This window comes from Hoyosella subflava DQS3-9A1, assembly GCF_000214175.1.
Taxonomy (GTDB): domain Bacteria; phylum Actinomycetota; class Actinomycetes; order Mycobacteriales; family Mycobacteriaceae; genus Hoyosella; species Hoyosella subflava.
The window spans coordinates 2,206,432-2,228,793 of record NC_015564.1 but is presented as its reverse complement, the minus strand read 5'-3'; the positions used below and the strand labels follow the sequence as shown (position 1 = coordinate 2,228,793).

The 22,362-nt window shown below is 62.1% G+C and carries 25 protein-coding genes; 12 read left to right on the top strand and 13 right to left on the bottom strand.

The genetic code is table 11. The annotated features are described in order from the left end of the window. Positions 1–15 precede the first annotated feature (15 nt). A complete protein-coding gene (locus tag AS9A_RS10390; RefSeq protein ID WP_041451015.1) occupies positions 16–732 on the top strand; it encodes a hypothetical protein in 717 nt (238 codons plus the stop codon). Here AS9A_RS10390 and AS9A_RS10385 read toward each other — a convergent pair. Both AS9A_RS10385 and AS9A_RS10380 read right to left on the bottom strand, forming a co-directional pair. Then, a complete protein-coding gene (locus AS9A_RS10385) occupies positions 677–1,081 on the bottom strand; it encodes a TIGR03618 family F420-dependent PPOX class oxidoreductase (protein ID WP_013806943.1) in 405 nt (134 codons plus the stop codon). The two genes, AS9A_RS10390 and AS9A_RS10385, sit on opposite strands and share 56 nt — an antisense overlap. A gap of 6 nt (positions 1,082–1,087) precedes the next feature. After that, positions 1,088–2,077: an LLM class flavin-dependent oxidoreductase gene (locus tag AS9A_RS10380; RefSeq protein WP_041451795.1), complete on the bottom strand. Its 990-nt coding sequence runs from the start codon at positions 2,075–2,077 to the stop codon at positions 1,088–1,090. Between the two features lie 62 nt (positions 2,078–2,139). Here AS9A_RS10380 and AS9A_RS10375 point away from each other — a divergent pair, with 62 nt between their 5' ends. Then, positions 2,140–2,904: a sulfite exporter TauE/SafE family protein gene (locus AS9A_RS10375; RefSeq protein ID WP_013806941.1), complete on the top strand. Its 765-nt coding sequence runs from the start codon at positions 2,140–2,142 to the stop codon at positions 2,902–2,904. Between the two features lie 52 nt (positions 2,905–2,956). Further along, on the top strand, positions 2,957–3,415 hold the full coding sequence (locus tag AS9A_RS10370; RefSeq protein ID WP_013806940.1) for a PPOX class F420-dependent oxidoreductase: 459 nt from the start codon (positions 2,957–2,959) through the stop codon (positions 3,413–3,415). A gap of 37 nt (positions 3,416–3,452) precedes the next feature. Here the strand turns inward: AS9A_RS10370 and AS9A_RS10365 are convergent, their stop codons facing one another. Beyond that, the gene (locus AS9A_RS10365) at positions 3,453–4,418 is read right to left on the bottom strand and encodes a patatin-like phospholipase family protein (RefSeq protein WP_013806939.1); all 966 of its coding nucleotides are present in this window, start codon (positions 4,416–4,418) and stop codon (positions 3,453–3,455) included. Between the two features lie 130 nt (positions 4,419–4,548). Between AS9A_RS10365 and AS9A_RS22700 the strand changes: the two genes are divergently transcribed. Beyond that, a complete protein-coding gene (locus AS9A_RS22700) occupies positions 4,549–5,217 on the top strand; it encodes a hypothetical protein (protein WP_013806938.1) in 669 nt (222 codons plus the stop codon). A gap of 53 nt (positions 5,218–5,270) precedes the next feature. Beyond that, complete coding sequence (locus tag AS9A_RS10355) at positions 5,271–6,086, top strand: SDR family oxidoreductase (protein WP_013806937.1); 816 nt, start codon at positions 5,271–5,273, stop codon at positions 6,084–6,086. Positions 6,087–6,108: 22 nt separating this feature from the next. On the opposite strand, the gene AS9A_RS10350 is transcribed toward AS9A_RS10355, so the two are convergent. The 3 genes from AS9A_RS10350 to AS9A_RS10340 all read right to left on the bottom strand — a co-directional run bounded on the left by AS9A_RS10350 (position 6,109) and on the right by AS9A_RS10340 (position 8,782). Continuing rightward, entirely contained in the window at positions 6,109–7,227 is a 1,119-nt protein-coding gene (locus tag AS9A_RS10350) for a site-2 protease family protein (RefSeq protein WP_013806936.1), read from the bottom strand. A gap of 31 nt (positions 7,228–7,258) precedes the next feature. Continuing rightward, positions 7,259–7,798 (bottom strand): isopentenyl-diphosphate Delta-isomerase, encoded by a 540-nt coding sequence (gene idi / locus AS9A_RS10345; protein ID WP_013806935.1) that lies wholly within the window; start codon positions 7,796–7,798, stop codon positions 7,259–7,261. Positions 7,799–7,894: 96 nt separating this feature from the next. Next, positions 7,895–8,782 (bottom strand): LysR family transcriptional regulator, encoded by an 888-nt coding sequence (locus tag AS9A_RS10340; protein WP_013806934.1) that lies wholly within the window; start codon positions 8,780–8,782, stop codon positions 7,895–7,897. A 101-nt stretch (positions 8,783–8,883) separates the two neighbouring features. Here AS9A_RS10340 and AS9A_RS10335 point away from each other — a divergent pair, with 101 nt between their 5' ends. The 3 genes from AS9A_RS10335 to AS9A_RS10325 are packed head-to-tail and all read left to right on the top strand — an operon-like array spanning position 8,884 to position 10,903. Further along, entirely contained in the window at positions 8,884–10,134 is a 1,251-nt protein-coding gene (locus AS9A_RS10335; protein WP_013806933.1) for an MFS transporter, read from the top strand. 10 nt (positions 10,135–10,144) lie between these two features. Then, positions 10,145–10,354: a PLDc N-terminal domain-containing protein gene (locus AS9A_RS10330; RefSeq protein WP_013806932.1), complete on the top strand. Its 210-nt coding sequence runs from the start codon at positions 10,145–10,147 to the stop codon at positions 10,352–10,354. A gap of 33 nt (positions 10,355–10,387) precedes the next feature. Next, entirely contained in the window at positions 10,388–10,903 is a 516-nt protein-coding gene (locus tag AS9A_RS10325) for a GNAT family N-acetyltransferase (RefSeq protein WP_013806931.1), read from the top strand. A 22-nt stretch (positions 10,904–10,925) separates the two neighbouring features. Here the strand turns inward: AS9A_RS10325 and AS9A_RS10320 are convergent, their stop codons facing one another. Both AS9A_RS10320 and AS9A_RS10315 read right to left on the bottom strand, forming a co-directional pair. Further along, entirely contained in the window at positions 10,926–11,459 is a 534-nt protein-coding gene (locus AS9A_RS10320; RefSeq protein WP_148262439.1) for a hypothetical protein, read from the bottom strand. A 20-nt stretch (positions 11,460–11,479) separates the two neighbouring features. Then, a complete protein-coding gene (locus AS9A_RS10315) occupies positions 11,480–14,590 on the bottom strand; it encodes a sacsin N-terminal ATP-binding-like domain-containing protein (RefSeq protein WP_013806929.1) in 3,111 nt (1,036 codons plus the stop codon). Between the two features lie 107 nt (positions 14,591–14,697). Here AS9A_RS10315 and AS9A_RS10310 point away from each other — a divergent pair, with 107 nt between their 5' ends. From AS9A_RS10310 to AS9A_RS10300, 3 genes are all read left to right on the top strand, one after another. Further along, the gene (locus AS9A_RS10310; RefSeq protein ID WP_041451790.1) at positions 14,698–15,312 is read left to right on the top strand and encodes a TetR/AcrR family transcriptional regulator; all 615 of its coding nucleotides are present in this window, start codon (positions 14,698–14,700) and stop codon (positions 15,310–15,312) included. Positions 15,313–15,316: 4 nt separating this feature from the next. Beyond that, positions 15,317–15,991 (top strand): enoyl-CoA hydratase-related protein, encoded by a 675-nt coding sequence (locus AS9A_RS10305; protein WP_013806927.1) that lies wholly within the window; start codon positions 15,317–15,319, stop codon positions 15,989–15,991. Between the two features lie 70 nt (positions 15,992–16,061). After that, positions 16,062–16,685 carry a hypothetical protein gene (locus AS9A_RS10300; RefSeq protein ID WP_013806926.1) on the top strand — a complete coding sequence of 208 codons (624 nt, stop codon included), beginning with the start codon at positions 16,062–16,064 and terminating at the stop codon, positions 16,683–16,685. Here AS9A_RS10300 and AS9A_RS10295 read toward each other — a convergent pair. From AS9A_RS10295 to AS9A_RS10275, 5 genes are all read right to left on the bottom strand, one after another. Next, the gene (locus AS9A_RS10295) at positions 16,679–17,059 is read right to left on the bottom strand and encodes a VOC family protein (RefSeq protein ID WP_013806925.1); all 381 of its coding nucleotides are present in this window, start codon (positions 17,057–17,059) and stop codon (positions 16,679–16,681) included. The two genes, AS9A_RS10300 and AS9A_RS10295, sit on opposite strands and share 7 nt — an antisense overlap. Positions 17,060–17,072: 13 nt before the next feature. Further along, the gene (locus AS9A_RS10290; protein WP_013806924.1) at positions 17,073–17,933 is read right to left on the bottom strand and encodes a universal stress protein; all 861 of its coding nucleotides are present in this window, start codon (positions 17,931–17,933) and stop codon (positions 17,073–17,075) included. Between the two features lie 85 nt (positions 17,934–18,018). Beyond that, positions 18,019–18,885 (bottom strand): alpha/beta fold hydrolase, encoded by an 867-nt coding sequence (locus AS9A_RS10285; protein ID WP_148262583.1) that lies wholly within the window; start codon positions 18,883–18,885, stop codon positions 18,019–18,021. A 139-nt stretch (positions 18,886–19,024) separates the two neighbouring features. Beyond that, positions 19,025–20,779, bottom strand: a complete 1,755-nt coding sequence (locus tag AS9A_RS10280; protein ID WP_407636574.1) for a SulP family inorganic anion transporter — start codon at positions 20,777–20,779, stop codon at positions 19,025–19,027. 103 nt (positions 20,780–20,882) lie between these two features. Beyond that, positions 20,883–21,347, bottom strand: a complete 465-nt coding sequence (locus AS9A_RS10275) for a cupin domain-containing protein (protein WP_013806921.1) — start codon at positions 21,345–21,347, stop codon at positions 20,883–20,885. A 262-nt stretch (positions 21,348–21,609) separates the two neighbouring features. On the opposite strand from AS9A_RS10275, the gene AS9A_RS22695 reads away from it, so the two are divergent. Then, positions 21,610–22,269 (top strand): PRC-barrel domain-containing protein, encoded by a 660-nt coding sequence (locus AS9A_RS22695; RefSeq protein WP_013806920.1) that lies wholly within the window; start codon positions 21,610–21,612, stop codon positions 22,267–22,269. The last annotated feature ends 93 nt before the right edge of the window (positions 22,270–22,362 follow it).

Here is a 22,362-nt window from a genome sequence, read left to right as displayed (position 1 = left end):
GCGACGCTTGAAAGAATGAGGCACCTCAGCCGCGGCAGAATTCACGCAACCCGCAGCGTCACGCGAGCAATCATCGAGACGTTCAGTGGCGTAGCCCTGATAAAGATCCATGTGCTGCTTGGCCGGCCCCTAAGGAAGTGGCGGACCACATGGGGCACAACGGCGGCTGAACGGCAGCGCGGTTATCCGGGAGACCAACTGCTGCCCAATCCGAGTTGGCGTTATACACACGCTGTGACGATCGATGCGACACCAGCTCAGGTATGGCCGTGGATCGTGCAAATTGGGCAAGGCCGGGGAGGGTTTTATAGCTACGAAGCACTCGAGAATCTGGTCGGCTGCCGCATCTCCAACGCACACGAGATACTGCCCCAATTCCAGCACCTCGCGGTGGGCGACACGATCCGGCTGCACCCTAAATCGCCTCCGATTCCGGTCGCGCTGATCGATGTGGAACGCCATCTGGTGCTCTTCGCGTCGGATGCTGAATCGGGCGACGCGACGGTGTGGGGGTTCCACCTCGTGCCAGTGGACGGTCACCGCACGAGACTCATTGAACGTGGCGGCAGCACTCACGGCGACACCTTCCGGAGTCGACTCGCTTTCGGTCGCATGCTGCTAGAGCCAATCAGTTTCGTGATGAGCCGGAAAATGCTTCTCACGATCAGAAGGCTCGCTAACGCGAAAGTCGCCCCCACCCGTGCCAACGGTCGATCTCGATCCATGCACTAATCCGGGCGCGATCACGCACGCGGTACGGGTTCCCGGTGTAGTGCCGCGCGATGCGATCAATATCAACGAGGCCTTCGTCGTCAATGAATTCGGTGACGCGCCCCTGGATGCTCACATGGGTTATCCAGTCGGCAGGGTCCATCGCGCTGAGGCTGATTCGCGGATCGTTGCGAAGGTACTCAATACGTTTGCGTCCAGCATCCATGTTGACGAGCACCCGCCCATCTTCGAACAGATACCAGGTGGGTACTGAAACGGGGTGGCCATCGGGACGCACAGTGCTTATCGTCGCGTAGTTCGGGGCGGCGAACATTGTGGCAACGTCATCTGGCAGAGGTGGTTTCGGCATTTCGGGTCACTTTTCTCTCAGTTCGCTGATTTCGGAAACGATTTCCAGAGACCGCAACCACGCGGCACGGTCGGTGGCTGCTGACAACAAGATCAACTCATCGGCATCAGCGTGCCCCGTGAACTCATCGAGATACCGCTTTACCTCTGACGCCGTCCCCACCGCGGAATATCGGCCCATCTGCCGAACTTGCTGGCCCGCAGGAGAATCGAGGAGCAGGTCTGCTTCCTCTTGAGTGAACGTTCTCCCCCGCCCCACCAGTCGAGTTGCCCGGAACCGTTGCGCGTCCTCGAACAGGCGTATGGCTTCGCTCTTGCTGTCTGCGGCGATCACATTGACCCCCGCGATGACGTAGGGGTGTTCGAGTTGCGGGGACGGCTGAAACTCACGCCGATATGCCGAGACCGCGGCTTCCAGAGCATCCGGGGCGAAGTGCGACGCGAATGCGTAGGGCAGGCCGAGCGCTGCTGCGAGTCGGGCCCCGAAAAGCGACGAGCCAAGAATGTAGAGGGGGACGTGCGTTCCTTTCCCAGGGGTCGCTTCCACATCCGGGATCACGGATTGGTCGGATAGGTAACCTTGGAGCTCGAGGACGTCGTGCGGGAAGCTGTCGGCAGACGCGGGAGTTCTCCGCAGGGCACGCAGCGTCTTCTGGTCGGTGCCTGGCGCACGCCCGAGCCCAAGATCGATACGCCCGGGGTGCAGCGTTGCGAGGGTCCCGAACTGTTCAGCGATCACCAAGGGTGAATGGTTCGGGAGCATGATCCCGCCTGCACCGAGGCGGATCGTCGAAGTGTGCGCCGCGATATGCCCGATCAGCACGCTCGTTGCGGACGATGCGATCGACTTCATGTTGTGGTGTTCGGCGTACCAGATCCGTCGGTAGCCCCACTTCTCGGCGTATTGCGCCATGTTCGCGCTGGCGGCGAAACTGTCACGAACAGTTTCATCGTCAGCGATCGAGGCGAGGTCAAGTATTGAGAGCGGCACCGTAATTCCAACAGCAGTCAGCTCTGTAGTATTTCCCGGTGCCGGGCCGAGCGTGAGGAGTAACGCGCATGGAGATGGTTCCGCTGCTCCTCGTCGCAGCTGCCGCGGGCTGGGTTGACGCGGTTGTCGGTGGAGGCGGATTGCTCCTGCTCCCCGCATTGTTGCTCGTCTTTCCTGGTGCCGCGCCCGCCACCGCGCTCGGTACCAACAAGCTCGCAGCGGTCTCTGGGACGGCGTTTGCTGGCTGGACGTACTTTCGCCGAGTTCCGGTCAACGCGAATCTCCTGCTGCCAACCTTTCTGCTCGCATTCGCATTTGCCGCTTTGGGTGCGTATGTCGCGTCAAGTCTCCCGGCTGAAGTTTTCAAACCGATCATCCTGCTGCTGCTTGTGGCTGTGGGCGTGTTCGTGGCTGTGCGGCCACGTTTCGGCGCGTCCCCTGATGCGCCCGCCACCCCCACACGGCAGAAAGCTCTCATTGCTGTGGTGCTGTGCGGCGTTGTCATCGGTTTTTACGACGGAATACTCGGGCCCGGCACCGGAACTTTCCTCATCATCGCGCTCACGATGTTTCTGTCACAAGGCTTCCTGCAGAGCGCCGCGATGGCGAAAGTCATCAACACCGGCACCAACCTCGGTGCTCTCACCGTTTTCGCCTCCCAGGGCCACGTGATGTGGCTCGTTGGGATTGGGCTCGCCGCAGCGAACATCATTGGCGCCCGGACCGGCGCCCACATGGCGATTAACAGGGGTTCGGGCTTTATCAGACTTGTGCTGCTCGCGGTAGTTATCGCGATGGTTCTGCGCTTGACGTTCGACCTCGTCGCACCGTAGCGGCCGCTAAGCTGGAACTTCGCCGCCAGTGTCCGCGTAGTTGAGGTGCAGTATGGCCGTCGCAACCGCCAAAGAGGTTTCCCGCGAAGAACTGCTCGATTTTGTGCGTACCCGCCACCGCAGTGTCCTCATTACTCGTAAGCACTCTGGTGGACTGCAAGTTTCACCTGTCACCTCTGGGATAGACGGCGAGGGCCGTGTCGTTATCTCGACCTACCCCGAACGCGCGAAGACCGCCAACATTAAGCGCGAACCGCTTGTGACCCTCTGTGTACTGTCAGACGAATTCAACGGCGCCTACGTCCAGATAGATGGCTCGGCCGAAGTCCTCGACATGCCAGAGGCTGTCGAGCCCCTTGTGGAGTACTACAGGTGCATCGCCGGTGAACACCCCGACTGGGACGAATACCGTGACGCCATGCGGAAGCAGCGCAAGAGCCTGATTCGCATCACGATCACGTCATGGGGACCGATCGCCACTGGTGGTTTCCCGCCCGGGCGGGCCGGGTGACGGACGTTTCACAACTCCGGAGGCGTGACCAGCAGAGTCAGCGTGACACGGACTCGCGCGCAAAATAATTGCGTACAGCTTCTCTGCCCACCTCGACACTGCGCCGGAGCACAGATTCGCGGCGTTCGACCGTGCTCACCAGCGGGGCGCCCTCAGGCGGCCGGACCTGGACAGCCGCTGGCGAACCACAGGACATGTGCCTTTCGAGTTCAATGGCGCGGAGTTTTCGTCCTCGCCACGATTCGATCGACTGCGGTGAGCGCGCCGCGAGATAGCCTGTCACGACGAGATGTTCGACCGCCTGAGAGAACCGGCTGCCGCGCACCACTGCATGAGCTGCACTGCGGGTGCGAAGGACCAGAACATGCGTCGCGCCCCAGCGCCGCGCTGACGCTACCGGGACAGGCTCCGCGAGTCCCCCGTCGAAGAACTCCCGATCACCGACTACTACCGGTGGTCCGCCCACTAGCGGCAGGGCGCAGGTCGCGCGCAGAGCAGTACGAATCAGCTCGGGGCCCGTCAGCATCGCGTTGAGGTCGGCGGCTCGCCCATCATCGAGCGCTGTAGCAATGGGGTGAAAGCTCGTGGGGTTGTGGATGATCGCGTGGAAGTCCATCGGGGCGATGCTCCGGTAAACGGTGTCGACGAGGTGGGCTGTGTCGAACGCCCGCCCGCGCGTCAGGAGCCGAGACGGGTCCACTACACGTTTGACGACGCGCGGGTCCCACCAGGTCCACATGGCCTCACTTGCTCGCCCTGTGAGAAACCATGCGGCGTTCAGCGCTCCTGCCGAGGTGCCGAAAACTGCGTCGAAGCTGCTGCTGAATCCCAGCTCTTCAAGAGCCGCAACCATCCCGCCGGAGTACGCACCGCGAGCCCCGCCGCCTTCGATAACCAGCGCAACCCGGTGCGGGTCGTCGCGCGTTGCCGCCGTCGTCCCGGCCGTCCGCCGCGCATCCAGCACGCTGGCAACGGAGAGCGCCTCGGGGGAATCGAACACCATGACCGGCAATCTACCCATATGTTGGGGTGCACGCCGCTTCGGGGCTTTGGTCCCTTGAGGTCCGGCCCAAGTTCTCTACCCGTGGCGGCCCCGAATGCGTGAGATGGGATGCATGGAGCGTAGGGACCGCGTGGACCGAACAACGTCTGTGGCCGCTTCGGCGAACGCGCGTGGACATTTCACCCGCACGTGGACCCTGGCGTTCGTTGGTGGTGAACTCGCCGGTTTCGTCCCGCCTGCGATCGTGGGCGTGACTTTGGGAACTCTTGGAGCGCACGACGTCGTTTTCGTCGTTGCGCTGACGATCGCGGGTATCGCAGAAGGAGCGGCGCTCGGTGCGGCGCAAGCGTGGGTGCTACGTCGCTTCGCGCCGTCGATTGACCGGAGGCGGTGGGTGGCGGTCACCGCCACCGCCGCTGGATTCGCCTGGTTCATTGGAATGAGCACGAGCCAGATCGGCGGCGCCTCGCCACTCGCGCCCTTGTTGCTGGTGTTGGTCTTCGCTCCCCTCTGGCTCGCTGCGCTCCTCGCTATGGGTTTCGCACAGTGGACGGTGCTACGGCACGTTGTTCCTGGATCGTCGAGGTGGATATGGGTGACGGCTGGTGCCTGGCTCATCGGGGTCAGCATTCCAGTTATCGCGCTCTCGACCGTTCCGGACGGCTGGCCGTTGTGGAGCCACGGGATCGTTGGTCTGGTCGCAGCCGTGGCCATGGGTCTCACGGTGGGTGCGCTCACCGGCCGGACACTCGCCTCTCTTCTTGAGAGACAAAACCAGCAGCCTGTGCTTGCTGGTTGAGCCGGGCCGGTTCGGGGTACGCGAGGCATGAACAGTCAACAGGAGGAGTCCTAATGCCACTGCGTACCCCAACAGCGCAAAGCCCTCTAGCCGCCATCGTGACCGGCTCCGATTCGGGCATAGGACGCGCGATCGCGTCCGAACTCGCGGCACAAGGTATCAACGTGGGAATCACCTACAACAGCGACGTTGAGGGCGCAGAAGAAACAGCCGCGGAAGCCCGTGCGCACGGTGTACGGACCGCGGTCGCAAAGTTAGACCTTACGGGCCTTCCCCAGTCCGCGCATGTCATCGACGACCTTGCGGATGCCCTAGGCGCAGTCGACATCCTCGTCAACTGCGCAGGCACCGGATCCTCCCAGCCCGCGTTGGACATGTCGTTCGCGCAATGGCGTGAAGTGTTGTCAGTAAACCTTGATGGCGCTTTTCTCTGTAGCCAGGCAGCCGCGCGGCGGATGGCGGCCCGCGGTGAAGGCGGTCGGATAATCAACATCACGAGCGTGCATGAGCACGCACCGCGCGTGGGCGCCGCCCCGTATTGCGCCTCGAAAGCCGGTCTGGGGGCGCTCACGAAGGTTCTGGCTCTCGAGCTTTCTGAATACGGGATCACCGTCAACTCAGTGGCACCTGGCGAGATTTCTACGCCAATGACCGGCCAGGATGACGTTGACCCGAGATCGCAAGATCGGCCGGGTTACCCGCTGAAGCGGCCCGGGCATGCGAATGAGGTTGCTGCGGTCGTTAGCTTTCTCGCTTCGCCAGCGGCGGAGTACGTGACCGGATCGTCTTACGTGGTAGACGGAGGCATGCTTCTGATGGGTCCGCAGGCGAGCGGCGCGCTCGAGAGCGCGGCGTGGCGCGAAGGGTGATTTCTCTGGTCTCGATACTCGTTCAACCGTCACGGCGCAGCAAATGGCGCAGCACATCTTCGGCGGTCAGCACTCCAGCAATCGCGGAGCCGTCCATCACGACCACGATGTCCTGTCCCGCCTGTAAGGGTGTGCGCGTCACGACACTGCCGAGATCTGCGTCGATCCCGACGACGGATCCAGGAGCGAGCGGCCGGGCAACCTGGCCGACCGTCGTGTTTAACCGGTCTTTCTCGGAAATGTTCCACAATTCGGCACCGCTAACCACGCCGACAGGCTCCCCGTCGTACCTCACCACGGGGAAAACGCTTCCGCGAGACGTATGTGGGGTCCGTGCCAGGAAAGCATCGACGTACCACCATTCCGGTGCGACATCGAACACCTGTGACATCACGTCACCGGTGCGGATACCGGTGAACTGGGCGCGTGCGGTCTCGGTAGCACGCTCAGCCGAAGCCGCCATCAGCATGAACCACCCGATCAGGACAAGCCACAGTCCGCCCGGAGAGCCGAGAATCGTCTGTATGAGGCCCAGTGCGATGAAGGAAAACCCCAGGATTCGACCGATGCCTGCGGCCTTGAGCGAGGCCTGCGCACGGTCACCTGTGCGCCGCCACAGGAATGCGCGCAGCACACGCCCCCCATCCAGTGGCGCCCCAGGCAGCATGTTAAAGACAGCGACGATAGCGTTGACAAGACCAAGCCAGATCATGGCCGCTAGCATCAGCGGGTCCAGCCAACTGCGAGTCAGATAGGCGGCACCGAAGGCCATGATCGCTATGCCCATACTCGCGACCGGTCCGACAATGGCGATTCTGAACTCAGCGCGGGCATCCCGGGGATTCTCTTCGAGTTCGGCCACGCCGCCGAGCAGCCAGAGCGTGATGCGTTTTACCCTGACGTCATGCTTCTGCGCGACAACCGCGTGCGCAAGCTCATGCGCTAGCAGCGAGGCCAGGAAGACAACGGCACCGACGATCGCGATTGGTACATAAGCCGCGCCACTTCGCCCTGGGACCGCGGCCGGTAAAATCGATGTCGCCAGGATGATGGTGATAAGGCCGAAGATCGCCAGCACCGACCAGTGCGCGCCGATTGGGATCCCCCGCACCGTGCCCATTGAGACTCGTCCACGATCCATACTCGCCTCCCACGACTTGGCAGCGCCGTCACTACCCATTGTCCGCGTCGCTGAGCCGCCGAATCTGCTCAACGGACCACGGGCTCAACAGGCTGGGCGCCTCGAGCGCGAGGGAGACTACTGTGGCCCAGGGTAGCCAGGCCCAGTCACACACTTCTTCCGGATTGGGTTCGGGATCCGTTTCCAGGGCCCCAGTCAGAATTGGGCAAAACTCATGCTCGACCATGCCGCTCGTGTCGACAGCGCGGTAGCTGAACTCCGGAACAGCGATTTTCACGCCACCGATGTGGACACCGAGTTCAAAGTGCACGCGGCGGACTGCTGCATCCACGAGTGATTCACCGGGCGCCGGGTGCCCACAACATGTGTTCGTCCACACACCAGGCCACGTCTGCTTGCTGAGTGCACGCCGAGTCATCAACACTCTCGTCCCCGTGCTGTCAAAGAGGTAGCAGGAGAATGCGTAGTGATATGGCGTCTCCGTACTGTGTACTTCCCGCTTGAGCATGGTGCCGGCTGGCTGGTTGTTCCCGTCGAGCAGCACGACCAGCTCGTCGGATTCTGGCTGCACGAGGAGTCTCCATTCCCACTGCGCGGGCGGCTGCCAGGGTGGTCACGTAACTCGGCCGCCGCGACGAGTCAACGCAGGAACCAGCATACTTTCCAGCTACCTCCTGGCGTCGGACTCCCCGAGCACGAAAAGGCGAAATGCCTGCACTGGTCTACTCATTACGGTTCCTGCTTTCCAGATGATGCCGACGTCGCGAGTCGCACCTGGGCCTGCCAATGGGATCTGAACCAGGCCTTCCGGCAGCAACGGGTTCTGCTCGATAGGCATGATCGCCACGCCGAGGCCAGCCGCGACCATCCCAGAGATCGTGAAGAGTTCGGAGGTCTCGAACGTGATACGCGGCTGGAAGTTCGCGGCTGCGCAGAGTTCGTCGAGGATGCGGCGCATACCGTAGCCCTGGCGCATCGTGATAAACGGTTCAGACGCAGCCTCGGCGAGGTCGACGTTCTGTCTGGTCGCCATGCGGTGGCCTTCCGGGACTGCGAGTGAAAGCTGCTGATTGGTGAGAAGGCTCCACGCCACGCCGCCGGAAACGGGACGTGGAGAAACGATGCCCACATCAATTCGCCCGCTCTCCACCATGTCAGTGATGACGGTGGCCGCGTCTTGGGATAACTCGAACCGGACTCGCGGTTCATGTGAACGGAACTCACGTATGAGGCGCGGGACAAGGCGCACACCGAATGAGTGCAGAAAGCCTATGCGGACTGTGCCCTGCGAGGGATTGGCCAGATCTGCAATACGCCGCCGTGCGGCGTCGAGTTCCGCCTTAGCGCGGCGCGCGTGTTCGAGGTAGATCTCGCCATTGACATTCAGACTGATGCGCTTGCCGTGACGGTCGAAAAGCGGAGCGCCGACCGACTGTTCTAAACGCTGGAGCCTCCGTGAGAGCGTCGGCTGGGCAATGCCGAGTTCTTCCGCCGCAGCGGTGACCTGCCCATACTCGGCAACCGAGATGAAAAGGTGAAGCTCGTCACTCTCCATGGCGATAAACCTCCGCATACCAGCCTATATACGTTCTTCACATAGATTATCGCCTCTATATGCATTTCCATTGCTAACTGGTTCGGCGGACGATCAAAGCCATGACCGCAGTGATCGATCGCTCGAGCTCAGTTGAGCCCTACCCTGTGCGTTCACGCGGCTACCGCCGTATCACTGCAGCGCTCTTCATCGCGGGAGTAACCACGTTCGGCTCGATGTACTCCACCCAAGCCGTACTTCCCGAGTTCACCCGGTACTTCGGCGTGAGCCCAGCGACGTCCGCACTCGCCATGTCGCTGACAACCGGCATGCTCGCACTGACGATCATTCCGGCAAGCGCCCTCTCGGCGAGGTTCGGCCGAACCCGGGTCATGACCATCTCCGCTGTCAGCGCCGCGGTGATAGGAATCCTCATCCCCCTGTCCCCCACTATCGAAGTCGTACTCACCCTTCGCGCCTTCCAGGGTGTCGCGCTCGCTGGTGTGCCTGCCGTCGCCATGGCGTACCTGGCCGAAGAAGTGGATCGAGCCTCTCTCGGTCAGGCAATGGGCCGCTACATCGCCGGCACGACGGTCGGCGCGCTGATCGGACGTCTCCTGGCATCCTCGATGCTCGATGTCACGTCGTGGCGCTGGGCGCTGGAAGTTGCGGCACTCGTCGCCGCGTTCAGCGCCATCGTGATGATCCGGATGCTGCCACCGTCCCGGATGTTCCTGCCGCAGCGAACGACGCCCGCAACTGTGGCGCGCGGTGTGGCCAGTCACCTGAAGAACCCGGCGATGCTGTCGCTTTTCGTGCTCAGCTTCCTGCTGATGGGCGGTTTCGTCTCCGTATATAACTTCCTGGGGTACCGGCTGCTCGCCGATCCATTCCGGCTCACCGCCACCCTCGCAGGGCTCGTTTTCCTGTTCTACCTCTCGGGAACAGTGTCGTCCCCTAAAGCGGGGAAGCTCAGCGATCGCTTCGGGCAGCGCCGAATTCTGCTCGGGGCTGTCGCGATCATGGCGTGCGGAATACTCCTCACTCTGCCCGACTACATGCCAACGCTGTTGACGGGCGTTGCGATCTTCACCGTTGGCTTCTTCGGCGCGCACTCCGTAGCAAGCAGCTGGGTTAGCAACCTGGCCGCCAGCAACCGGGCGGAGGCGTCGTCGCTCTACCTGTTCAGCTACTACTTGGGCTCATCATTACTGGGCGGGTCGGCAGGCCTGGTGTATATGTCCGCTGGGTGGCCCGGGATGGTTGCGTACGTAGGCACACTCGTGGCTGCGGGCTTGCTGGTAGTGATGGTGACGCTGCGCCCCCGCAATCGGGGTCTTTCGGCCCCTGTGTCCACGTTCTCCGCCGGCTAGATTCGGTTTCATGATCACGTGGAAAGACATGACCCCGGCCCAGCGTGGCGTACTGCTTGGGGCAGCGTCTATACAACTCAGTCTCGCTGTGTCCGCCTGGGCCGACCTCGCGTCCCGCCCTGCTGGTGAGGTGAACGGATCGAAGGCGAAGTGGGCCGGGATTATTGCGATCAACTTCGTGGGTCCAATCGCCTATTTTGCCCGAGGCCGCAAGCGCTGACCCAGCGATGTACCGCGCGCGGGACGGACGGAAATGACAACCCCAACCGTTTGGTTCACCCGACCGGAAGCACCCGCAGATGAGCGAGAGATCCGTGAGGTCAACCTCGCAGCGTTCGACACCGCAGAGGAAGCTGATCTCGTCGACGCGCTGCGCGCTGACCCTGCGTGGATCGACGGGCTCTCCATCGTCAGCACGGACAGGGACGGCATGATCGTGGGACACGCACTGATGACGAGGTGCCACGTAAACGACGTGCCCGCGCTATGCCTCGCGCCGTGCGCGGTTCGGCCCGAGTATCAGCGCTTCGGGGCCGGGACGGCCGCCATCCGCGCGGTGCTCGCCGCCGCGCGTCAAATGGGTGAGCGATGCGTGATCGTGCTCGGTCATCCGACGTACTATCCACGGTTCGGGTTCAGCCGCGCGTCCCAGCACGGAATCAGCCTCAGCATCGAGGTCCCTGATGACGCACTGATGGCACTGAGTTTGGACGGTGATCCGGAATTGCCCCGCGGCACTGTGCGCTACGCCGCTCCATTCGGTATTTGATCTCACGCTTTCGCTCGAACTGTCAGGCGCGTTTCGCTCCAGCAACCACAGCCCCCGCAGCGATAGCTACGACCCCCAGCGTCAGGATCGAAAACTTCAGCAGCGCAGCCCACCAGGCTATTTGTGGCCAAGGTTCCGAAGGGGCCGTAAGCAGCAGGTTGAGCAGCGCGACATTCTCAATCATGTCGAACACGCCGGCCACGATCTGCAACGTCGCAAGTGCCCGCAAAGCTATGACGAAACGTCCGAATCGCTGTGCCACCCAGAGACATCCGATCGCGACGGCAGGCACCCAAGCAAGGATGAACAAGAAATCCAGCCCGAGGTTGAACGCGGCTTCGATACGACCGCGCTCACCCCAGCTGTCCAGCATTGCGGCCGCAGCCTCCGAATCGCCCACAAATTCGAAAGACACGATGCCACGCGGCGCAAGGTCGTTGGTCAGGCTGCCGCTCGTGGCCCACATGCCCGCCGAAATGAGCACCGTCGCCGTTAGAAAGCCGAGGAACAGTTTCCACAGGGTCCGCGGGTGAAGGGAGTGGGGTGATGTGGGCACAGCACGAATACTGCCAGACTTCAGTCCATCTCGGACTCCGCCAGTAATTGTGCGGCCTTAGCTGGTTCGCGGAGCGCAGCGGCAACGAGATGGCGGCGTTCCCATTGCCCGGCCGTCCAGCACAGGGCGCGAGCCAGCCCATCATCGGTCGACGCATGAAGGTCACCGCCAGCGGTGGACCATTCGGCCTCAACATCATTGACTGTGAGAGGACTGTGGTGCCAGTAAGCACTCGCCGCGCTCACGAGGAACTCCCGGACCCAGGGTGGCACTTCACGCAATGAACCTGTCGAGGTGACTCGCCTTTCGACTTCTTCGCTCGCCAGGGCGACATCGAGCACGTCAGCGAGGTCCGCGGCTAGTGACGCGGGAACAATGATCAGCGGCTCCCCCGCCACTAAAGGCAACAGCTCTGGCTGATCGAGGATCAAAATATCGCTCGCCTGAGCCACGACAATCTGGTCTCCCCGCACTGCCCGCGCCTGATCGGGTGGGGTCACCAGGTCGGCGTCCAGACGCGCTAGTTCCCGCCAGACCGTTCTTAACGCGTCGCGCTCCACGGGCTTCTCTGGATCCCCCAGCCTGCCAAGCACATCTTCGGGGCCGCCGGGCTCAGCAAGAATCTGCTGCAGATTACGCCGCACACCTATCGCCCGCGCCAAAGCCGGGTCGACAGACGACGGTATTTCCTCGTACAGGCTATGCAAAGCTGGGTCCGCGTCTGCTGTACGGAATGACGACATCAATTCTCCGCTGACGCGCGCATTCATACGGAGCCACCACGCCGAGTACGACGGCACGTCGATCGTTTCACCTGTTGCCGTCAGCACTCGGCAAGGAGCCGTGACAGCAGCACGTACAGCAGAGTCTTCCAGCATCGCCAGCGCGTCAGGCCAGCGATCGTCGGCAACGAGGTCGAGGTCAGCGACGCATACCAATTCAGCGATCATGGGCGGGACTGCCGGATCGCCGAGTCGGTGGAGAACCTCCTTGCCCCATGCATCGAGCCCGTCGATCAATCCGTCGAATGTCGCGTCGAGATCGTGACCGATCTCCACATTCTCAGCGCGCACGACAGTGAAGGCCCACAATGCGCCGACGGCCCGGAGAGGTTCGGTGCCGTAACGCTCAACAACCGATTCGTGGACCGTGCCCAGCGGCGCGTCGTCGTACAGGAGTCCCTGAATCGGCGCGCCCGGTATCACCAGCTCCGCCGCGGCCGAGAAGTCGTCCTCGTCGTCGCGCAACACGAGTTCTGACAGCCACGATACGTCCGCAGTCGTGATGCCTGAGGCTTCTACGAGCATCAGCACGGCATCGGAAATGGCTTGCGGGTCATCGCTTTCGAGAGAGCCGCGAACCGCCGCCTCAGTGCGCGGATCGGTGAGCGCGGAGGCAGCGGTCACCGGTGCCGCACCGAGCCGCTCAAGGAGTGGATCAGCGGCGTCCGGATGAATCACACGCAAGCCAAGAGGGGCAAGCGCGTCGGGATTCAAGTGTCCGTGCTGCTTCGTTCCGTCCCATTCAGGGGGTGGGAGGAGTGCGGTCCGCGCGCCTTGCACTAGCCGTCCGTCCGCCAGCGGCACCGGGAGCGCACCCAGTTCGCCCAGGTCGGAGCCGTGCCCGGTAGATGCCCGTATGGCCGCGTAGAGCTGACGCCACCAGACTGGGGAGTTCTGCCGTCCGGAAAGAATGTCGGCGACGTCCGCGAGGCCTAATCGACGTACTCCGAGCGTGCGCAGTGCCGGAAACCGGGGCGTCCACGAACCAGGAAGAAGCCCAGAAACAATCGGCGCGAGCATATCCGCAAGTGGTGCCGCGCCCTCCCCCGTTCCCAGATCGAGAATGGCGGCATCAGACGGAGCGACGCGCCGCCCATCGTGTGTGACGAGACAGGAAGTTTCGATAATCGCCGGTGACAACTGCTGTCGTAACGCTGCTTCGAAGGAACCGCTGCTGAGCGAAGCGGAGGGAACTAAGTCGAGCACCGACTGGCCCTCGAAGCGAGTCAGTAGCTCGCAGTAGGCATCCGCTGCCTGCGCTATAAGGAAGTCGGTAGCAGGCCCAGGCTGAATCTTGCGCCGGTCTGCGCCGAGCGGGAAAGTACCGATCAGCACTGCGGGGAGGTCGAGCGCCGTGTCGCTTGGCGTGGGTGCGTACACGACGGGTTCCACGTCCGGCGGCATCGGCGCGACCGATCCCGCCTCATTCACAGGCGTTGCCCATGTCAGCGTCCACGCGGTGTGTCTGCGTTCCTCACGCGGACGATCAGCGAGCAGCGCATCGGCGAGGACACCACTGCGCCGGACGGCGCGCCACAATGTCACGGTGCCATCCACTGTGGTGGCGAAGTCCGCACCGTCCGCATCCTCGGAACGTGTCAGCAGTCGTTGCTGACCGTCGATCTCAATCACGACTTCCGTAAGGCCGGTAAGGGCAACGAGCAGTGTTTCACCGGTCTGCTGCAGCAGACCGCGAACGCGCTCGCGTTCCCCTTCTGAACGCAGAAGCATCGCTACTTCGGTGTCGTAGCCCGTGTGTTCCCGTGGTTCGCATGGAAACGGAAGTCGCAGCGCCGGAACATGTCCGCCGCGGCTGTGCACCTCATTAGCGAGCCCAGTCAACGTTTCTGTTGCCGAACGGGATTCGATCATTGTGATCACCGCCTGTCGAGCGTCCTCCTGCGAAAACCGCACCGCGCTTCCACTGGACGAGACGACGATGTCATCACTGACCGCGGCGACCGCCGAGAATCCCACACCGAACCGTCCCGTTGACGCGCCCGCGTCGCGTTTCGGGGAAGCCCGCAGAGTTGACAGCGATTCGACGCCTTCCGGCGTGAGCGGCGCACCGGTGTTGGCGGCAGTAAATCGCCGCCCCTGCAAGCTCAGTCGAAGGCGGCCAGGCTTGTTACCGCGGCGTGCCGCGTCCGCTGCGTTCTGAGCGAGTTCGACGACCACCCGATCGCGGTATCCGCTCAGCGCAAAATCTTCTTCGGCATTGGCGTCTTCGCGGAAGCGAGCTGGCGCGTCGGCCCAGGCGGCAAGGACACGTCGCCGGATTTCCGAGGTCCCGAAGGGGTCACCGGCAGACGTGCTTTCCGGCATTGTGGCTTTATCTTCGCGACGCATTTCTCTAGCTTGCCAGCATCGCCTCCACAATGGCCGCTGCCCGCACCGCACGCCACATGGAGTTCCGCAGCCTTGTATTAGAGCACGCGCTCCGTTACTGTCTTGGCATGGCCCGTCCGCGCATCCACGATCCGGATCACGTCTATGACGCGACGGAACGTCTTCTTGTGCAGGCAGGACCAGCGGCCGTCACGGTTCGTGGGGTCGCTGCCGCAACCGGAATGTCGAACGGCGCGCTGTATCACGCGTTCGGCTCGCGAGCCGGACTGCTGAGCGGCACATGGCTGCGTGCAGCGCAGCGCTTCCTGACGCTACAGACCACGCTCATCGACAATGCTCTTGGATCGACGACCGACGGGATCGAAGCGGTAGTCGCGGCAGCGGACGCTCCAGCTGTTTTCGCCAACCAGTTTCCGGCATCCGCGAAGATGCTCCACACCGTGAACCGCAACGAACTGCTCGGGCAAGATCTGCCGCCAGGCACAGCTACGGAGCTTGGCAAGCTCGAACAGTTCCTGACTGATCTGCTGATCCGGCTGGCCCTCAGACTCTGGGACCGTAAAGATCGCTGGGCGGTCGACGTGATCACCACGTGCGTGGTGGATCTCCCGACAAGCATTCTGCTCAGCCGGGACCGTCTGAAAAGCTCCATTGCTCGTGAGCACCTGCGCGCCGCCGTGCGCGCAGTACTAAAAGTCGGACCACCCCCAATTAAGGAGTAACCGCATGGCAACCAGCCTCACCTACCACGACAAGGTCGCTGTAATCGACTTAGGTGATGACGAAAACCGTTTCGCACCCGATTTCATCGAAGCGATGAACGGTCATCTCGATACTGCGGTCAATGATGGGGCCCAAGCGCTGGTCACTACCGCCAGCGGGAAGTTCTATTCAAATGGCCTCGACCTCGAGTGGCTCATGGCAAACGGCGATCGCACCCAGTGGTATGTCGATCGGGTACATGCGCTGTTCGCGCGAGTGCTTGCACTGCCCATACCGACTGCTGCAGCACTACCAGGACATGCCTTCGGCGCGGGCGCAATGCTCGCAATGGCCCACGACTACCGGGTGATGCGCGCTGACCGCGGCTTCTTCTGCTTCCCCGAAGTCGACATTCACATCCCGTTCACCACCGGCATGGCGGCGCTCATACAGGCGAAACTCACTCCGCAAGCCGCGGTCGCTTCGATGACAACTGGCCGCCGCTTCGGCGGTACCGACGCGCAGGCCGCGGGAATCGTCGACGCCACCGCGCCGGAAGGTGCCGTCAAAGACGACGCGATCGGGATGGTTGCGCCGCTAGGGATCAAGGATCAAGCCACTCTCGGCGCGATCAAACAGACGATGTTCGCCGACGCGATCGCCGCGCTCACGCCAAAGTCCGAGGCGGAGGAAGCATAAACTACTGGAGAGCGCCGCCACCTACACCGGCGCTGTGCTGACGTTGCACAAGGGCAGTTAGGGGCCGCAGATGAGCATCGATCAGACCCGCAGAGCACTGCACGGTGTGGCAGAGCTGCTCATCTCAGGGCCTCAATACCAGCGCCACGGCACAATTCGGCTGACCATCACGCGAGGCGGGTTCGGGGGCACGGAGTTCCCTGTTCGCGTTGACGGCATAGAACTTGTGTGGGCGAAAGGACGCGCACGTATCGTCGGCACACTTCGCGACGTTGCCGACCGCGCAGAAGTCGACGCAGGTGCACCGCACGGCATCTACCCCAACGGCAGCGGCGTCACTCTCGATGAGGTGATAGAGATTGACCCCGCAGCGGCCCGCCTTATATGCGGCTGGTTCGCACTGGGCGACCGGGCACTGCGGCACTTTGCTCCGGACCAAACGCCCGTGCTGTGGCCCGAACATTTCGACCTAAGCATCACGCTCGAGAACACCACCTACGGTGTGAGTCCCGGAGACCAGCACGTCGACTCGCCGTATGCCTACGTCGCGCCTGCTGACTGGGGCGACCTTGGCGGAACGGACCCATTCTGGAATGCCGGTTTTGGCGCTTTCAGAACCATCGATGACATTCCGACCGAGCGTTCCATGATCGAATTCTTTGAAGCAGGCAGGAAAATGCTGCTGAATCAGTGAGACGGTCTCGGGATCTTCTGTGCGAACTCCACAATGTTCCCATCTGGATCTGCGATGTGCATCGTGCGTTCGCCCCACGGGCGGTCGACGGGACCGGTCAGCGGGGTTACGCCCAGGGCGCGTAGCGATTCAGCGGTGGTGTCTACGTCACTGACACGGAATCCGATCTCACCACACGGCGCCGTCCCGGGGGACTGACCGATGAGTTCTGGCAGTTTGCTGCGCTCGAACAGCGACAGTTTGAGGTTCTCCATCGCGAACTCAACATAACCCCGTCCTTCGATCCGCACCTCAAGCCCGATGATGTCGCAGTAGAACCGAACGGACTCGGAAAGCGAGTCGACGTACCAGATCACATAGTCAACGCGGCGCATCTTCGCGAGGCTATCAGTGCACGATCAAGAGCGGCGACTGTGCGCTGTCCAGCAACGCGATACTCGTCGAGCCCACCACCATGCCCATGAACCCACCGCGCCTGCGGCTCCCGACCACGACTAAATCGAGTGTCCTCGACAGCTCCGCAAGGGTGCGTGCGGCATCATCAGCAACCACACAGCGGTTGACGTCAACTTCGGGGTACTTCTCGCTCCAGCCCGCAAGCGCTTCCGCCAAAATGATCTCCTCCGCCACACGCGTTTCATCCCACGGAAAGTCCCTTCCCGCCAGCGCCGACGCGGTTCCAATCTCAGCCCAGGTGTAGACCGCGACGAGTTCGGCGCTACGAGCCGCCGCCTCTTCGAAGGCCGTGCCGATCGCGGTCTCATTCCGGCGTGTGCCGTCTATGCCCACGGCGATTCTGCCGTTCCGGGAATGCGCCGCTCCTGCGGGCACGATCGCTACCGGACACTGTGAATGCGCGGCCAGCGCTGCCGCTGTGGATCCGATGACTTTGGAAATACCCGAATCCATCCCGCCCTGCGAACCAACAACGATCCTGCTCGCCGACTTCGACATCACGACGAGTTCGCGTACAGGGGGGCCTGTGACGATCCGCGAGAGGACGTCGACCAGTCCGTCACCAACCTCCTCGCGCACTACGCGTTCAGCACGCTCGATCGATGCGAAACTCTCTCGTTCCAGGTCAGCGAAATAGCTCGACGGCATCCACGTCGACAAGAAGCCACCCGTCACACTGAAAAGCATCAGCGGCGCATGCGCCTGTGCCGCATCATGTGCCGCCCAGCGGACTGCGTCATAGGACTCTTCGGATCCGTCAACGCCGACTACTATCGGTTGCTTCTCACTCATAGGAGCCATCTTCCGGTGACCGCGGGCGTTGCGAGAGAGCCGAAGGTCACCAGAATTGAGGCCCTAGGGCTGATCCTCGGTCGCGTTATGCCGCGTCACCAGCCGGGTCGAGCTCCGGTAGCGCAGCCTCCGCTGCGCCGAGGACGTTTGTGATGATTTCGCCAAAGCCACGCGGGTCGTACAACAGCCAGCCGTGGCTCCCGTCGACGGTCACAGCCTCTCGGCTTCCTGAAGCAGCGCGCATGGAGGCGGTGGTCGCAGCGGGAATCACGTTATCTCGACTGCTCCACACAATCACGACCGGAAGCCGTCTCCGTTTGAGCTCTTCTAGCTCACGTGTGAGGTCCGCCGTGCGCGCCATGAGTCCGGCCTGCCACACGGGCCTGAGATTTCTGACGAGATTTGGCACGGCATCACGGATGATCACCGGCAAAATCCTCGTCATCTGTCGCACCGGAAACAGATCGGTGGAAAGGTGCAGCCCCCAGTCCCATAGCGGCCGTTCCGTCAGCGACCTCACGATGCCACGACCATCCGTCCACGCGGATCCACCGATCGAATTCACGAGCACAAGTCGCGCGACAAGATCCGGGTGATCATGCGCGGTACGAATTGCGACACCACCCCCGAAGGAATGGCCGACCAGCGTCACAGGTGAAGTAATTTCTCCGCGCGCCGCAAGCTCCCTGATGAAATCGGCGACCCAACCGCCGTACTCCTTCAAGGTCACCCTTCCGGGACCCTTTCTCAGCAATGTAGCGGATCCACCGAAACCGGGCATATTCGGCGCGACAACTCGCAAACCTGCGACCGCCAGCGCCTGGAGGCTGCGTGCATAGGTCCGATGGGTAAGACCCCATCCATGCAGGAAAACCACGCAGGGCCCGCGTCCTCCCACAAGGTATTTGGCGCGTGAACCAGCGACATACGTCTCGCGTGTTTCGAGACTCATCGTTTTTGAGGCGCAGCGTATCGTCATGTGGCACCACCATTCACCGGTGCTGAGGTGCACCGGCCCTTCCGGGACTTCTCGTCACGATCCCAGGCATTACGACGAGAGGTTTTCTGTAGCCTCCCGAATTCGTTCGTACCTATTCAACACACGGACCTCGCCTTAAAATTCCCGCGCCCGAATGGTGCACGGTAGGCGGCACGCCATGTCTCGCCTCGTATTCCTGGACATACGCGGATACCGCAGTCGCAAGCGTCGGAAAGATGCGGTCCTTTGTGATAACGCTGAGGAGACCCCCTGCTGCCAGTGCCTCGCGAATGTCCTGCTTAACGCGAGCCATCCCAAAGACCACTCCCGAGCGCTCTAGGTCGGCCTGCAGTTCCACCAGCATGTCCATCGCCGTGATATCGATCTCGACATTCGCTTCCGCATTGAGAAGAAACCACTCAGCCCGGACGGGGGCGTCGTGCACTGCAGCGAGAGCACGGCGACGGAAGTCGTCCGCGTTGGCGAAGAACAACGGTGCGTCGTACCGATACACTACTAGTCCTGGAATGCGCAGTGAATCGGGATAATCGTCGATATCATGCATTCCGTCGATATCTGCAGGATATCCGAGGACTGCGTCGTGTGGCCGTGCAACTTTACGGAGCACGTCAAGGATCGACAAAGCGACTGCAGCGAGGACACCGTACAAAACGCCAAAGGCAAGAACGGCCATTGCTGTCGCCAGAGCGAGGAACAATTCGCTCCTTCGAAAGGCGCCGATCCGACGGAACTCGCGAATGTCGATGAGCTTGATCGCAGCGTAAATAACCAGTGCGCCGAGCGCCGCCAGTGGAAAGAGGGACAGCACGGGACCACCGAATACGAGTACGACACACACCGCCGCCAGCGCGACAAGCGAATGCAGCTGCGTCCGGCTTCCAAACACATCGCCTACCGCAGTGCGGCTGGCGCTGCTGCTTACGGGGAATCCTTTGACAAGCCCGGCTGCGAGATTCGCCGCGCCTAACGCGAGTAGCTCCCGGTGGGCGTCGATGCGGTAGTGGTTCCGGGCCGCAAAAGCGCGCGCGGTGAGCACGTTGTCGGAGTAGCCGACGATCGCAACTCCCACCGCGGGCAGCAACAACATCCCGACGTCGCGAAATGTCACCATGGGGATTGAGGGAACTGGGACGCCTTCGGGCAGCGCCCCGACAACGGCGACACCCCTCTCCCGGAGGGACAGCGTCACAGTCAGTCCCGAGGCCACTAGCACGGCGAACAAAGTCACTGGAAGCCGCGGCATAGCTTTTGTCGCGACGAGAAGGAACAGCAGTACCGCGATCGCAACCGACAGTGTCGGCCAATGCAGAGTGGCGATGTTCTGCAGGAATGCGCGCACCTCAGACAGCACCGAGTGTCCACGCACCTCAGTGCCCGTTACTTTGCCGAGTTGGCTCACGATCATCAGAACTGCGATGCCCGCCATGTAGCCGACGAGAACCGGCCGGGACAGCAAGTCGGCGAGGAACCCTAGCCGCGCTGCCCAGCCAATGAGGCACACAACCCCGACTAGCATCGCGAGCGTCGCGGCAAGCGCGGCATAGCGAATGGCATCACCCGCAGCGAGCGGACCTATGGCCACCGCCGTCATCAGCGCAGTCGTCGACTCAGGTCCGACTGAGAGCTGTCGCGACGAACCCAGCAGGGCGTATACGACAATCGCTACCGCGATCGTCCACAACCCGGTAACCGGGGGTAACCCTGCGACGGCAGCGTACGCCATGACCTGCGGGATCAAGTAGGCGGCGACCGATACCCCGGCAAGGAAATCAGCTCGTAAGTAGTCCTTCCGGTAGCCGCTTGTGAGCGTCGGCCAGCGTCCCTCGTCAGTCACGGTGGCTCCCAGATCAACAGGCGGCTGAGTTATCTCAGCTTCCCGCATCTCGAAGCCGCCCGGGAGGGCCGATCGTCGCCCCCACTAGGGACCTTCTGCCCTCACCCTGCCGCGATCACTCGTTCCGGGGATCGTCTTCAGGATTGATGTAATTGAGTGCCCACGGACCAACAGTGCTGAGCTGAATGATGGTCTCCCCCTCTGCCCTGGCGTGATGTGGGTTCTCGGGTGGAATCATGATGTAGGAACCCGTATCGAGCTGCGTCATGTCATTCGCGATTTCCTCGCCATGACCGATATAGAACGTTCCGGAGATCACGGTGACCCGTTCAGTCGCGGGGTGTGTATGAGGCGGAATGATGTAGCCGTCGGGAAGCTTCAGACGCAGAGCAAAATAGTCGCTCGCGGCAGGATCACCATCGAGGACCGCAACCTCTGCTCCATCAGGCAGTACCTCTGGACCCGGCTCCCACACAATCTCATCAGGAGTGAATACCGCGTGCTCGTCAACGGCGTCCTCACCATTGGACTCGTCGGTGTCGATGACCGCGTCCGGACTAGCCGTGGCCGCGCTGTTCACATTTGGGTCGTCCGTATCCGCGCATCCTGCCAACAGGCCGACTGTTAGCGCTCCGGTGGCAACGCAGGCTCGAATTCTCATTACTGGTCCCCTCACTCGTCAATCCACTGCTACACCTCCATTGTTCCCTTTGGGCGTTTTGTCGCAATGACCTAAGTGATCGTTTACCCGATCCGCCCGCCTGTGGCGCAACAAAACACAGTGTTAGTTCGAGCCCTGAACGGGTAGCCGGTTTACATACTCGTTTGGAGAGGAGAGACGGATGAAGCACCACTCAGATGCCGATGCGTTGATCGGAATGACGTGTTACGGATCAGACGGCGAAAAGATCGGGAAAATTATTGACCTCTATATCGACAATGCGACGGGAGAACCATCGTGGGTCACGCTGCGGACCGGACTGCTCGGGGTCAAAGAATCACTAGTACCGATTACGGAGGCGACAGTAACTGACAATGGCTTGCAGTTTCCGTTCACGAAGCACAAGGTCAAAGACGCACCAGACATCGGCGCGGAAGGAGACCTTACGCCCCAGCAGGAGGCGGCGCTCTTCCAGTACTACGGCTTGCCCTACCAGGATCCCAACATTCACCAGGCAGGCGAGCCCGTCACACTTCAGGATGCGAATCCTGCGCCACCAGTGCCGCGCGCACCGGCACACCGCGAGCCACGGCCCGACGAGTCCGGATACCGTGAAACGCAGCCCGCCATGACGGTACCCCCCACGCCCGTAGCTCCCGAGCGCGACAACCCGCCCACTGAGGGAACGCATTCCGAGACGCCCCGGCCCGAGCCTCAAGGCCCGCGCCTGCGTCGACGGATTGTTCGAGAAACCCAGACTATTTCGGTACCCGTTGAGCGGGAAGAATTCGTCGTTGAGGATGAGGACGACGAGCGCCGTCCACCCCCGTCACGACGATAAAGTTCTAATTCTTGCTATCACACTCTGGACGTTCCGGGCGTATTGTCAACGTGAAGGACAGCACGACGGTGTGCTGTCCATCTAGCGCCGAGG

Excerpts from the sequence above, each read along its gene's own strand:
- AS9A_RS10365 (WP_013806939.1), bottom strand. The coding sequence starts at position 4,418 with ATGGTGTTCGATTCCCCCGAGGCGCTCTCCGTTGCCAGCGTGCTGGAT.
- AS9A_RS10315 (WP_013806929.1), bottom strand. The coding sequence starts at position 14,590 with ATGCGTCGCGAAGATAAAGCCACAATGCCGGAAAGCACGTCTGCCGGT.
- AS9A_RS10335 (WP_013806933.1), top strand. The coding sequence starts at position 8,884 with ATGACCGCAGTGATCGATCGCTCGAGCTCAGTTGAGCCCTACCCTGTG.
- AS9A_RS10390 (WP_041451015.1), top strand. The coding sequence starts at position 16 with ATGAGGCACCTCAGCCGCGGCAGAATTCACGCAACCCGCAGCGTCACG.
- AS9A_RS10370 (WP_013806940.1), top strand. The coding sequence starts at position 2,957 with ATGGCCGTCGCAACCGCCAAAGAGGTTTCCCGCGAAGAACTGCTCGAT.
- AS9A_RS10295 (WP_013806925.1), bottom strand. The coding sequence starts at position 17,059 with ATGCGCCGCGTTGACTATGTGATCTGGTACGTCGACTCGCTTTCCGAG.
- AS9A_RS10350 (WP_013806936.1), bottom strand. The coding sequence starts at position 7,227 with ATGGATCGTGGACGAGTCTCAATGGGCACGGTGCGGGGGATCCCAATC.
- AS9A_RS10330 (WP_013806932.1), top strand. The coding sequence starts at position 10,145 with ATGATCACGTGGAAAGACATGACCCCGGCCCAGCGTGGCGTACTGCTT.
- AS9A_RS10375 (WP_013806941.1), top strand. The coding sequence starts at position 2,140 with ATGGAGATGGTTCCGCTGCTCCTCGTCGCAGCTGCCGCGGGCTGGGTT.
- AS9A_RS22695 (WP_013806920.1), top strand. The coding sequence starts at position 21,610 with ATGAAGCACCACTCAGATGCCGATGCGTTGATCGGAATGACGTGTTAC.
- AS9A_RS10325 (WP_013806931.1), top strand. The coding sequence starts at position 10,388 with ATGACAACCCCAACCGTTTGGTTCACCCGACCGGAAGCACCCGCAGAT.
- AS9A_RS10340 (WP_013806934.1), bottom strand. The coding sequence starts at position 8,782 with ATGGAGAGTGACGAGCTTCACCTTTTCATCTCGGTTGCCGAGTATGGG.
- AS9A_RS10355 (WP_013806937.1), top strand. The coding sequence starts at position 5,271 with ATGCCACTGCGTACCCCAACAGCGCAAAGCCCTCTAGCCGCCATCGTG.
- AS9A_RS10285 (WP_148262583.1), bottom strand. The coding sequence starts at position 18,885 with ATGAGTCTCGAAACACGCGAGACGTATGTCGCTGGTTCACGCGCCAAA.
- AS9A_RS10385 (WP_013806943.1), bottom strand. The coding sequence starts at position 1,081 with ATGCCGAAACCACCTCTGCCAGATGACGTTGCCACAATGTTCGCCGCC.
- AS9A_RS10305 (WP_013806927.1), top strand. The coding sequence starts at position 15,317 with ATGGCAACCAGCCTCACCTACCACGACAAGGTCGCTGTAATCGACTTA.
- AS9A_RS10310 (WP_041451790.1), top strand. The coding sequence starts at position 14,698 with ATGGCCCGTCCGCGCATCCACGATCCGGATCACGTCTATGACGCGACG.
- AS9A_RS10290 (WP_013806924.1), bottom strand. The coding sequence starts at position 17,933 with ATGAGTGAGAAGCAACCGATAGTAGTCGGCGTTGACGGATCCGAAGAG.
- AS9A_RS10300 (WP_013806926.1), top strand. The coding sequence starts at position 16,062 with ATGAGCATCGATCAGACCCGCAGAGCACTGCACGGTGTGGCAGAGCTG.